Here is an 11595-nt window from a genome sequence, read left to right on the forward strand (position 1 = left end):
CCCGGTCCCATTCCGAACCCGGAAGCTAAGCCTGACAGCGCCGATGGTACTGCAACCGAAGGGTTGTGGGAGAGTAGGACACCGCCGAACTTACCTTCCGTACGGCCCGTTAGGATAGCCAGTTGGCTGCCCTAGCGGGCCGTACGCGTATGTCCAGAACAAGATTTTTTCCATGGCAGGAGGCCAGGTGTCCGAGTTCGGTCGACGAGACTCAAGCGATGATGGGTCCGGCCGGTCGGCACGCCGGGACGAAGGCTCCCGGGGCCGGTCGGACGGACCCCGGAAGAGCCAGGGCGGCGCGCGGCAGGACCGCGGCGGCCGCGACGGTGGTCACCAGGGGCGCCCGCGCCGTGACGACCGCGGTGTCCGCGGGGGCGGCAAGCCCTTCCGCGGCGGCGACGGTCCGCGCGACCGCGACCAGCGCGGCGGATACGCAGGTCAGAGCCGTGGCGGCGGCCGCAGCTTCAGTGACCGCGACGACCGCAAGGGCGGGTACGACAGCGGCGGCCGGCCTGGCGGCAGCCGCTTCTCCGACGGCCCGAGCCGCTCCGGCGGCGGCCGCTTCGAAGACCGGGGCCGCTCCGGCAGCCGGTACGAGGACCGGGGCAACAGCCGTTCCGGCACCCGCGACGACCGGCCGGCCCGCAGCTTCGACGACCGCGGCGGCCGGCCGCAGGGCAAGTCCTCGTACGGCGACCGCAAGCCCCGCTGGGACAACCGCCGCGACGACGACCGAGGCGGCCGCCCAGGCGGCTTCCGCTCGGACGACCGCGGCAGCGACCGCCGCGACGACTCCCGTGGTGCTCGGACGGGTGGTTTCCGTTCGGATGACCGTGGCGGGGACCGTCGGGACGATTCGCGCGGCACGCGGACGGGTGGTTTCCGCTCGGACGATCGCCGCGACGACTCGCGGGGCGGTTACCAACGCCGCGATGACGATCGCGGTACCCGGACGGGTGGTTTCCGTTCCGGTGACCGTGACCGCCGCGACGATTCCCGGGGCGGCTACCAGCGGCGGGACGACGACCGGGGTGCCCGGTCGGGCGGCTACCAGCGTCGCGACGATGACCGCGGCCGGAGCGGCAGCGACCGTCGGGACGACTCCCGCGGCGGCTACCAGCGCCGCGACGACCGCGGTGGCCGGCCCGGCGGCTTCCGCTCGGACGACCGCGGCCGCGGCGGTAGCGACCGTCGGGACGACTCGCGGGGCGGCTACCAGCGGCGGGACGACGACCGCGGCGCTCGCACCGGTGGCTTCCGCTCCGGTGACCGTGACCGTCGCGACGATTCCCGGGGCGGCTACCAGCGTCGCGACGACGACCGCCGGGACGACTCCCGCAGCGAGCGCAGCAGCTACCCGCGCCGGGACGACACCCGCAGCGACAGCCGCGAGAACCGTGGCGAACGCGCCGGCGGTGGCTTCCGCGACTCCGGCAAGCGCGACGACCGCAAAGACCGGCCCCGCCGGGACCCGCGGCCCAAGGTCGGTGCCCCGCTCGACGACGAAGCCCTCGCCAAGGAACTCCTCGAAGCGCCCGAGCTGCCCGAGGACATCGAGTTCTCCGACCTCGACGAGGAAGCCCGCCGCGAGCTGCGGACGCTGCCTAAGGGCCTGGCCGAGACCGTCGGAAAGCACCTGGTCGCCGCCGGGGGGCTGATCGACAGCGATCCCGAAGCCGCGCTCGAGCACGCCAAGTACGCCAAGGCCAAGGCCTCGCGCGTGCCGATCGTGCGGGAGGCCCTCGGCCTGGTCGCCTACCACGCCGGCAACTGGTCCGAAGCCCTCTCGGAACTGCGGGCCGTCCGGCGGATGACGCGCAGCGACGAGCACATCGCCATCATCGCCGACGCCGAGCGCGCTCTCGGGCGGCCCGAACGCGCCCTCGACCTGGCGAAGGAGACGGACACCGCGAAGCTGAACAAGGCCACCCAGGTCGAGCTCGCGATCGTCGCGGCCGGGGCGCGCCGGGACCTCGGGCAGCTCGACGCCGCCGTCGTCTCGCTGCAGGGTGACGACCTCAAGGCCGAGAAGCGCGAGCCGTGGAGTGCTCGGCTCTTCTACGCCTACGCCGACAACCTCGAGGCCGCCGGGCGCAAGGACGAGGCCATCCGGTGGTTCCTCAACGCCGCCGAGGCCGACGCCGAAGACGAGACCGACGCCGCCGAGCGGGCCGCCGACCTGTCGAACGAAGACAAGAACGAAGACACCGGCCCCGAGGCGAAGGACACCGAAGCCTCCGATGAGTGACGCCCTCCTCGCGGCCTACGACGCGGTCCTCTTCGACCTCGACGGCACCGTCTACCACGGCACCCGGGTGATCCCGGGTGCCCCGGAGACGGTGCGGGCCGCGCGGGAGCACGGCACCCCCGTCCGGTTCGTCACGAACAACGCCTCCAAGGCCCCGGACGAGGTCGTCGCACACCTCACCGGCCTCGGCATGCCCGCCGCGACCGACGAGGTGCACACCAGCGCCCAGGCCGGCGTGCAGCTGCTGAAAGAACGGCTCGAGCCCGGCGCCGAGGTCCTCGTCGTCGGCACCGGGTCGCTCGCCGCCGAAGTGACGCAGGCGGGGCTCAAGCCGGTGCGGGAGAACGCCCCGAGCGTGCAGGCCGTCGTGCAGGGACACTCGCCGGACAACACCTGGGCCGCGCTCGCCGAGGCCTGCCTGGCCATCCGCGCCGGCGCGCTCTGGGTGGCCTGCAACGTCGACGCGACCCTGCCCAGCGAGCGCGGCCTGCTGCCCGGCAACGGCTCGATGGTCGCCGCGCTGCGCACCGCCACCGACGTCGATCCGCTGGTCGCCGGCAAGCCGCAGCCGCTGCTGTTCGAGACCGCCGCCCGGTCGGCGGGCGCGCAAAGGCCCTTGGTCGTCGGCGACCGGCTCGACACCGACATCGCCGGCGCGGTCGCCGCGGGCATCGACTCCCTCGTCGTCCTGTCCGGCGTCGCGACACCGGAACAGCTGATCAAGGCCATCCCGGCCGAGCGTGGCACCTACCTCGCCCGGGATCTGACCGCGCTCACCGAGCGGGCCGAAGACCTCAAGATCGGGCCGCGGCCGGGCTGGACGGTGACCGTCGAGAACCAGACCTTGACGGCGGAGGGTGACGGCGACGAGCTGGACCTGCTCCGCGCGCTCTGCCACACGGCCTGGGAGACCGGCGTCACCGAACTCGGCGAGCGCGCCAAAGCGAAACTGTCCTGACTGATACCGTTTGCACTGTGCAGGACCACCCCTTCCCCGTCCCGGGCCCGCCGCCTGGTTCGTTTTCGCAAGCGACCGACCCGCGGGCCGGCATCGATGAAGCCGTCGCCGGGCTGGACGACCTGGACGCGCTGCCGCTCGCGGAGCACGTCGAGCGCTTCGACACGGTGCACACCGAGCTGACGGTCGCCCTGTCCAGCATCGACAAGGTCTGATCGGCGTGCCCAAGCGGGCCCGCCTCGACGCGGAACTGGTCCGGCGCGGCCTCGCCCGGTCGCGCGAGCAGGCCTCGGCGCTGATCACCGGCGGCAAGGTCACCGTGCGCGGCATGGTCGCGTCCAAGCCCGCCACCGGCGTGGAATCCGACGCCCCCATCGTCGTCAAGGACGAAGACGACCCGGGCTGGGCCTCACGCGGTGCGCACAAGCTCCTCGGCGCCCTCGAAGCGTTCACGGAGCTGAGCGTCGAGGGCAAGCGCTGCCTCGACGCCGGCGCGTCCACCGGCGGCTTCACCGACGTCCTCCTGAGAAACGGCGCCGCGACCGTGATCGCCGCCGACGTGGGCCGTGGCCTGCTCGACTGGCGGATCCGCACCGACGAACGGGTAGTGGTCATGGATCGCACCAACGTCCGCAACCTCACGCCCGAAGACCTCGGCGGCCAAGTCGACCTGATCGTCGGGGACCTGAGCTTCATCTCGCTCAAACTCGTGCTGCCCGCGCTCGCGGCCTGCGCGCGCGAAGGCGCCGACCTGGTCCCGATGGTGAAGCCGCAGTTCGAAGTGGGCAAGGACCGCCTCGGCAGCGGCGGCGTCGTCCGTGACCCGGAACTGCGCGCCGAGTCGGTGCTCACCGTCATCGACGAAGCCGCGAAACTCGGGCTCGCGCTGCGCGGGGTGGCCGCCAGCCCGCTGCCCGGGCCCTCCGGGAACGTCGAGTACTTCGTGTGGCTCAGGAAAGAGCACGTGGCCGAGTCCACAGTGGACGCGGTAAACAGGTCTGAGGCCGAGCGGCTCGTCCGGACCGCCGTCGAGGAAGGGCCCGCATGACCACCGAACGTGAAGTGCTCCTGATGGTGCACCCCGATCGCGACGCGACGGGCGAAGCCGCGCGCGAGGTTTCGGCGCGCTTCGCCAAGGCCGGTATCCGGATCCGGGTGACCGAGCCCGACGTCTGCGCGCTGATCAACCCCGAGCTGCACGGCGTCGGCGCAACCTGCACCGTCGTGGACGCGGACGACAACCCCGCCGACGGCGTCGAGCTGGTCTTCGTGCTCGGCGGCGACGGCACGCTGCTGCGCGCGGCCGAGCTGGCCCGCCCGGCCGGGGTGCCGGTGCTGGGCGTGAACCTCGGGCGAGTCGGCTTCCTCGCCGAAGCCGACTCGGACGCGCTGGCCGACACCGTCCAGCGGGTCGTCGACGGCGACTACCAGGTCGAAGAGCGGATGACCATCGACGTCACCGTCACCCACGACGGTGAAGAGGTCGCCCGCACCTGGGCTCTCAACGAGGCCAGCGTGGAGAAGAGCACCCGGGAGCGGGTGCTGGACGCGCTGATCGAGGTCGACGGCCGTCCGGTGTCCGCCTTCGGCTGCGACGGTGTGCTGTGCGCCACACCGACCGGCTCGACCGCGTACGCGTTTTCGGCGGGCGGCCCGATCATCTGGCCGGACGTCCAGGCGCTGCTGGTGGTGCCGAGCAACGCGCACGCGATGTTCGCGCGGCCGCTGGTCGTCTCCCGCGACTCGGTGATCACCGTCGGGATCGACCCGGACGGCTCGTCCGCGGTGCTGACCTGCGACGGGACCCGGCCGATCGACCTGCCGCCGGGCGCACGGGTGCGCGTGACCTGCGGCAAGACGCCGGTGCGGCTGGTCCGGCTGTGGGACGGCCCGTTCACCGACCGGCTGGTGCAGAAGTTCTCGCTGCCGGTGAAGAGCTGGCGGGAGCGCCACGCGCGCCCCTGCGAGTAACTACCGCTGAACGCTTTATTCGAACATATCGGCGACGCGCCGGGTGCCCGCGCGCGCAGAGTGTCGGTGGGGGCCGCTACCGTAGGCGGCGTGCTGGCCGAGATGCGCATCCAGGGCCTCGGAGTGATCGAGGACGCCCTGCTGGAACTGCACGCGGGCTTCACCGTCGTGACCGGTGAGACGGGTGCGGGCAAGACCATGGTCGTCACCGGGCTGCACTTGCTGTCCGGGGGCCGAGCCGAGGTGTCCAAGGTCCGGACGGGGATGCTCAAGGCGTTCGTCGAAGGGCGGTTCACCTACTCGGGCGTCGAAGGCGCCGAGCGGATCGTCGCCGATTCGGGCGCGGACGTCGACGAGGACGGCAGCGTGATCGCGCTGCGCGCGGTCGCCGTCGACGGGCGGTCCCGCGCCCACCTCGGCGGCCGGTCCGTGCCCGTCGGCGTGCTGGCGGAGCTGTCCGAGCAGCTGATCGCGGTCCACGGGCAGAACGATCAGCTTCGGCTGCTGCGGCCGGCCGAGCAGCGCGCGGTGATCGACCGGTTCGCCGGTGACGCCGTGGCCAAGCCGTTGCGGGCGTACCAGGAGATCCGGTCGGAGTGGCTGGCGGTGATCGCCGAGCTGACCGAGCGGTCCACGCGCTCGCGGGAGATGGCCCAGCAGGCCGACCTGCTCAAGCACGGGCTGACCGAGATCGACGCCGTCGCGCCGGAGCCGGGCGAGGACGACGAGCTCACCGCGCAGATCAAGCGGCTCGCGGCGGTCGACGAGCTGCGCGCGGCCGCGACCGAGGCCCACGTCGCGGTGTCCGGCTCCCCGGACGGCGACCCGGACGCGCCGGGCGCGCTGGGCCTGGTCGGGGAGGCGCTGCGGCGGCTCTCGACCTCCGAGGACTCGGTGCTGCGCGAACTGGCGCCCCGGCTGGAGGAAGCGTCGGTGCTGCTCTCCGACGTCGGGGCCGAGCTGGGCAACTACGTCGAGACGCTGGACGCCGACCCGGCGCTGCTGGAGAAGGTGCTCGCCCGCCAGGCCGACCTCAAGCGGCTCACCCGCAAGTACGCGGCGGACGTCGACGGCGTGCTGGCCTGGGCCGACGACGCCCGGCGCCGGCTGGAAACCATGGACACCTCGGAGGAGGCGCTCGCCGAGCTGGCGCTGCGGCGCGACCAGCTCGCGATCCAGCTGGCCGCGCACGCGGCCGAGGTGTCGGGCGCGCGGGAGACGGCGGCGGCCGAGCTGGCCGCGGAGATCACCCGCGAGCTGTCCGGGCTGGCGATGGGCCAGGCGGCGATCGAGGTGACGGTCGAGCAGCGCCCGGCCGAGCACGGCGACACGCACGCGCTGACCATCGACGGCCGCGCGGTGCACGCGGGTCCGGACGGCGTCGACGACGTCGAGCTGCTGCTGCGCGCCCACGACGGCGCACCGCCGCTGCCGGTGCACAAGGCCGCTTCGGGCGGTGAGCTGTCGCGGGTGATGCTGGCGATCGAGGTGGTCCTCGCGCACGCGGACACGGTCCAGACGCTGGTGTTCGACGAGGTGGACGCGGGCGTGGGCGGCCGTGCGGCGGTCGAGATCGGCCGTCGGCTGGCCCGGCTGGCGCGGACGCACCAGGTCCTGGTGGTCACGCACCTGCCGCAGGTGGCGGCGTTCGCGGACCAGCACCTGGTGGTCGACAAGGGGCACAGCGGCGGCGTCACGCGAAGCGGCGTGAAGAACCTGAGCCAGACCGAGCGGGTGAGCGAGCTGGCCCGGATGCTCGCGGGCATGGACAACGAGACCGGCCGGGCCCACGCGGAGGAACTGCTGGCGACGGCGGAGAAGGACAAGACGGAGTTCGAGCCGAAGAAGAAGCGCGCGGCGAAGAAGAAGTAGCTTCCTGGGAATAACCTTCTTGGGCAAGCGGTTGTGGTGGCAGCTGCCTGCGAAGAAAGGACCCAGGATGCGCGCGGTGGTACTCCGGGAACCCGGTCCCGTCGAAAACCTCGAACTCACCGAGCTTCCGCTGCCGGAGGTGAAACCGGGCTGGATCCGGATCGCCGTCAAGGCGTTCGGGCTCAACCGGTCCGAGCTGCACACCCGGCTCGGGCTGGCCGAAGGGGTCACCTTCCCGCGCGTGCCCGGGATCGAGGCCGTCGGGGTCGTCGACGCCGATCCGAGCGGGCGCCTGACTGAAGGGCAGCAGGTCGCCACCATGATGGGCGGCATGGGCCGCACCTTCGACGGCGGCTACGCCGAATACACGCTCGTGCCCGAGAACCAGGTCATCCCGTTCCGTTCCGACCTGCCGTGGGAAGTCATCGGCCAGGTGCCGGAGACGCTGCAGACCGCGTACGGCTCGCTCACCACCGGCCTCGACCTCCAGCGGGGCCAGACGCTGCTGATCCGCGGCGGCACGTCCGCGCTCGGCTTCGCCACGGCGACCCTCGCGAAAGACCTCGGCGCCACCGTCTTCGCGACCACCCGGCAGCCCGGACGGCTCGAAACCCTGCGCGAACACGGCGTCGACCACCCGATCCTCGACGACGGGGACGTCGCGGCGCAGGTCCGCGAAATCGCCCCCGAAGGCGTCGACGCCGCCCTCGAACTCGTCGGGACGCCGGCTCTCCCGGACACCCTGAACGCCACCCGCGTGCACGGGACCGTCTGCTTCGCCGGCATGTTGTCCAACGAATGGACGATCTCGAACTTCTATCCGATCGGCTACCTTCCCGCTGGGGTCCGCTTGACCGCTTATGGTGGTGAGGCGGACGACCTGCCGGCCTCCGTACTCCAGCGCCACCTCGACCGGATCGCTCGCGGCGAAGCGAGCCTCGGCCCGGTCAAGGTGTACTCGATGGCGGAGATCCGGCAGGCGCACGACGACCTGGAGCACAACCGGACGGCGGGCAAGCTCGTCGTGCGGACCGGCCGAGCGGAGGGAGCCGCCCTGTGATCCTGCCGCCGTCCGCCGATGTCGAAGCCCAGCTCGCCGCCGCGCGGCGGGACGGCGATCTCGACAGTTACCTCGGCCTGCTCGCGGGCGAGGAGCTGTTCGTGCCGATCCGGCGGGTGGACGCCCGGAGCATCCTCGACGAGCGGGCGGAAACCTTCCCGAACGTCTACTTCGAGACCGGCGGCGACGAGTTCCTGCAGGTCTTCACCCGCGGCGCGCTGCCGGACTTCGGCCCGGACATCGTGGCCATGAGCGGTGCGCTCGACTGGGCGGTCGACGGCGTCGGGCGGCACGAGCGCGTGGTGTTCAACCGCGGCACCCGCGCCGAGTGGCGGCTGCCGGGGGCCACCCTGCAGCCGTGGCTCGACGCGCACGCGGGCGAAGTCACGCCGCTGGAAGAGCAGGTCGAGCGGCTGATCACCGCGCCGTACGGGCACCTCGAAGGGCCCATCGCGCACGCGCTGGCCTGCGGCGCGCACCTGGCCGTGCTCAACGCGGCGCCCTGGAACCTCCTCGACGGCCGCTACCACGACTACGTCGCCGAAGTGCGCAGCCTGCGTGACTGGTGGGGCGTGCCCGACCCGCCCGGCTGGCGCGCGACGATGACCGGCCTGATCGGTGACGGCTACGCGCTGACGCCCGGCAACCTCGTCCTCATGCTGCGCCTGCGGTTCGCCGCCGAGTACGGGCTGCCGGGTGCCGAGTTCGACCCGCTGACCTGGGCGCAGCTGGTGGACCGGTGGTGCACGGAGAACGACGCCGCGGACCAGGCCGAGGAGCTGCGCGACACCGTCCGCCGGGTGTCCCGGTGCGAACGGCGGCTCCGGGCCGACGGCCTGGTCGACACGGACGGCTGCGTGACGACGGCGCTGTCCTGGGACGTCGGCCGCGCGGTCGCCATCGCCCGCGGCGGGCTGGCGGCCGGCTACTGCGACGCACTGAGCGCCGAGCTGATGGTGCTCGAAGCCGGCTCCCTCGCCCGCCGCTACCACCAGTCATGGGCCGACCTCTCGGCGGGGTACGTCATGGGCCGGGTGCTGCACTCCGACGAAGACGAGTTCGGCGAGTGGTATCCGGCGGCCGTGCGCGTCCACCACCAGCTCCTTCAGGATCCGGCCAGCCCCTGGTTGAACCTCGATTTCGGCTCGCTGTCGGAGGAGTCCGAGGCCTGACCCGTGCGGGGGAGGTCACCACAACGAGTCACGCCGGCTACGGCGTGGCGAGCATCCTCCCATGGGCAAATTTGTCACCATCGGCCACATGAAGCTCACGGGTCTGCTCACGCGGAATCAAGAACCCCTGCCGGGGATCACCGGGGTCGCCCGGGTGGACCGCCGCACCCGGGAGCTGCTGCGCCGGATCAGTCCCGGCGACATCGTCGTGCTCGACCAGCTGGACCTCGACCGCGCGACGGCCGACGCCCTGGTCGAGGCCGAGGTCGCCGGCGTGGTCAACGCGTCGCCGTCGATCTCCGGCCGGTTCCCGAACATGGGCCCGGAGATCCTCGTCGCGGCCGGCATCCCGCTGGTCGACTCGGTCGGCGGCGAACTGCTGCGCTCGATCAAGGACGGCACGAAGCTGCGGCTGCTCGACGGCATCGTCTACATCGGCGAGCGGCAGGTCGCCTCCGGCATCGAGCAGACCGCCGAGAGCGTCGCCGACCAGATGATCGAGGCCAAGGCCGGGATGTCGACCCAGCTGGAGGCGTTCTCGGCGAACACCATCGAGTTCCTGCGTCGCGAGCGCACGCTGATCCTCGACGGCGTCGGCGTGCCCGAGCTCAAGGTGGCGCTGCGCGACCGGCACGTGCTGGTCGTCGCGGGCGGCAACGGGCACGCCGAAGACCTCAAGAAGCTCAAGAAGTACATCGCCGAGCACCGCCCGGTCATGATCGGGGTCGACGCCGGCGCCGACACCCTGCGCGTGCAGGGCTACCAGCCGGACGTCGTCGTCGGCGACCCCACCGGCATCGGCACCGCGACCCTGCGCGGCGGCGGCGAGGTCGTCGTGCCCGCCGCGCCGGACGGGCACGCGCCCGGTGTCGAGCGCATCCAGGACCTCGGCATCGGCGCGGTGACGTTCCCGGCCTCGGGCAACGCGGAAGACCTCGCGCTGCTGCTGGCCGACGCGCACGGCGCCAGCCTGGTCGTCACCGTCGGCTTCCAGGCCACCCTGCGCGAGTTCCTCGACCACGGCCGGTCCGGGTCGAACCCGTCGACGTTCCTGACGCGGCTGAAGCTCGGCACGAAGCTCGTCGACGGCAAGGCGGTGGCGACGCTGCACCGCAACCGGGTGTCGATCGGCGCGGTCGTCCTGCTGGTGCTCGCCGCGGTCGTGGTGGTCGCCGCGGCCCTGCTGGTGTCCGACGTGGGCTCGGTCTACCTGGACTGGCTGAAGGACACCTGGAATTCGTTCGCCGCCTGGGTCAAGGGACTGTTCACGTGATTTCGCTGCGGTACCACGTCGTTTCGATCGCCGCCTGCTTCCTCGCGCTGGCCGTCGGCGTCGTGCTCGGCTCCACGGCGCTCAACGGCACGCTGCTGTCCGGGCTGGCGGGCGAGAAGAAGGACCTCGGCAGCCAGGTCGCCGACCTGGAGGCGCAGCGCAACGCGCTCAACGCCCGGCTGACCGACGCCGACGCCTTCGCCGGCTCGATGGGTCCGAAGGTCGTCGCCGGTGCGCTGGACAAGCGTTCGGTGGTGTTGGTGACCACGGAGGACGCGCGCCCGGCTGACCGGGACGCGCTCAAGCAGCTGATCGGCCAGGCCGGCGCGTCGGTGACCGGCGAGGTCCAGCTGACCGCGGCGTTCGCCGACCCCGAGAAGGCCGACCAGCTCCGCGACGTCGTCACGCGGCTGCAGCCGGCCGGCTCGAAGTTCCCGACCGCGGGCGACTCCGGCACGCTCGCCGGCGCACTGCTCGGTTCGGTGCTGCTGCTGGACAAGACCACGGCGAAACCGCAGTCCTCGGGCGAGGAACTGGCGGCGGCGCTGAGCGGCCTCACCGACGGCGGGTTCGTCAAGGCGAGCCAGGACGTCAAGCCGGCGCAGCTGGCGATCGTGCTCACCGGCGCCCAGGCGAGCGGCGACGGCGCGGGCGACCGGGCGGCCACGATCGCCCGGTTCGCGACGCAGCTCGACCGCAGCGGCGCGGGCACGGTCCTGGCGGGCGACGCCGGTTCCGCGGACGGCACCGGCGCCCTGGGCGTGGTGCGGGCGGACACCTCGGCGACATCGATTCTGTCCACAGTGGACAACGCGGACACGGCGGCGGGCCGGGTGAGCACGGTGCTGGCGTTGAAGGAACAGCTCGACGGCGGCGCGGGCCGCTACGGCGTGGCGGGCAACGCGCAGGCACCCGCCCCCGGCGTCACCGCACCCGCCGGCAACTGAGCAGCCTGCCGCGGCTGGTCGTGAGTGGTAATTCGGGGTCTAACCCCACTAAAAAAACACGAGGGGCTAGGATTTTCACAACTCTTAAAAACAC

At 72.4% G+C, this 11595-nt stretch carries 10 protein-coding genes and 1 rRNA gene; all 11 read left to right on the forward strand.

From position 1 onward, the window contains the following. A 5S ribosomal RNA gene (gene rrf / locus ACWED2_RS47910) occupies positions 1-90 on the forward strand; the annotation flags it as partial. A gap of 97 nt (positions 91-187) precedes the next feature. After that, positions 188-2248, forward strand: a complete 2061-nt coding sequence (locus ACWED2_RS47915; protein ID WP_449697164.1) for a hypothetical protein — start codon at positions 188-190, stop codon at positions 2246-2248. Further along, positions 2241-3206, forward strand: a complete 966-nt coding sequence (locus ACWED2_RS47920) for an HAD-IIA family hydrolase (protein WP_449697165.1) — start codon at positions 2241-2243, stop codon at positions 3204-3206. The genes ACWED2_RS47915 and ACWED2_RS47920 overlap by 8 nt, the downstream gene beginning before the upstream one ends. A 17-nt stretch (positions 3207-3223) precedes the next feature. Continuing rightward, positions 3224-3421 carry a hypothetical protein gene (locus ACWED2_RS47925; protein WP_449697166.1) on the forward strand — a complete coding sequence of 66 codons (198 nt, stop codon included), beginning with the start codon at positions 3224-3226 and terminating at the stop codon, positions 3419-3421. Positions 3422-3426: 5 nt separating this feature from the next. Continuing rightward, complete coding sequence (locus ACWED2_RS47930) at positions 3427-4254, forward strand: TlyA family RNA methyltransferase (protein WP_449697167.1); 828 nt, start codon at positions 3427-3429, stop codon at positions 4252-4254. Then, entirely contained in the window at positions 4251-5177 is a 927-nt protein-coding gene (locus ACWED2_RS47935; RefSeq protein WP_449697168.1) for an NAD kinase, read from the forward strand. Before ACWED2_RS47930 ends, ACWED2_RS47935 begins: the two co-directional genes overlap by 4 nt. 90 nt (positions 5178-5267) lie before the next feature. Then, positions 5268-7049: a DNA repair protein RecN gene (gene recN / locus ACWED2_RS47940; protein WP_449697169.1), complete on the forward strand. Its 1782-nt coding sequence runs from the start codon at positions 5268-5270 to the stop codon at positions 7047-7049. Between the two features lie 67 nt (positions 7050-7116). Beyond that, on the forward strand, positions 7117-8109 hold the full coding sequence (locus tag ACWED2_RS47945) for a zinc-binding alcohol dehydrogenase family protein (RefSeq protein WP_449697170.1): 993 nt from the start codon (positions 7117-7119) through the stop codon (positions 8107-8109). Continuing rightward, a complete protein-coding gene (locus ACWED2_RS47950; RefSeq protein WP_449697171.1) occupies positions 8106-9281 on the forward strand; it encodes a DUF1266 domain-containing protein in 1176 nt (391 codons plus the stop codon). Before ACWED2_RS47945 ends, ACWED2_RS47950 begins: the two co-directional genes overlap by 4 nt. A gap of 88 nt (positions 9282-9369) precedes the next feature. Beyond that, a complete protein-coding gene (gene steA, locus ACWED2_RS47955) occupies positions 9370-10554 on the forward strand; it encodes a putative cytokinetic ring protein SteA (RefSeq protein ID WP_449697172.1) in 1185 nt (394 codons plus the stop codon). Further along, entirely contained in the window at positions 10551-11501 is a 951-nt protein-coding gene (locus tag ACWED2_RS47960; RefSeq protein ID WP_449697173.1) for a copper transporter, read from the forward strand. Before steA ends, ACWED2_RS47960 begins: the two co-directional genes overlap by 4 nt. Positions 11502-11595 lie beyond the last annotated feature (94 nt).

It is taken from the genome of Amycolatopsis sp. NPDC005003, from assembly GCF_053600695.1.

Excerpts from the sequence above, each read along its gene's own strand:
- ACWED2_RS47935 (WP_449697168.1), top strand. The coding sequence starts at position 4,251 with ATGACCACCGAACGTGAAGTGCTCCTGATGGTGCACCCCGATCGCGAC.
- ACWED2_RS47945 (WP_449697170.1), top strand. The coding sequence starts at position 7,117 with ATGCGCGCGGTGGTACTCCGGGAACCCGGTCCCGTCGAAAACCTCGAA.
- ACWED2_RS47920 (WP_449697165.1), top strand. The coding sequence starts at position 2,241 with ATGAGTGACGCCCTCCTCGCGGCCTACGACGCGGTCCTCTTCGACCTC.
- steA (WP_449697172.1), top strand. The coding sequence starts at position 9,370 with ATGAAGCTCACGGGTCTGCTCACGCGGAATCAAGAACCCCTGCCGGGG.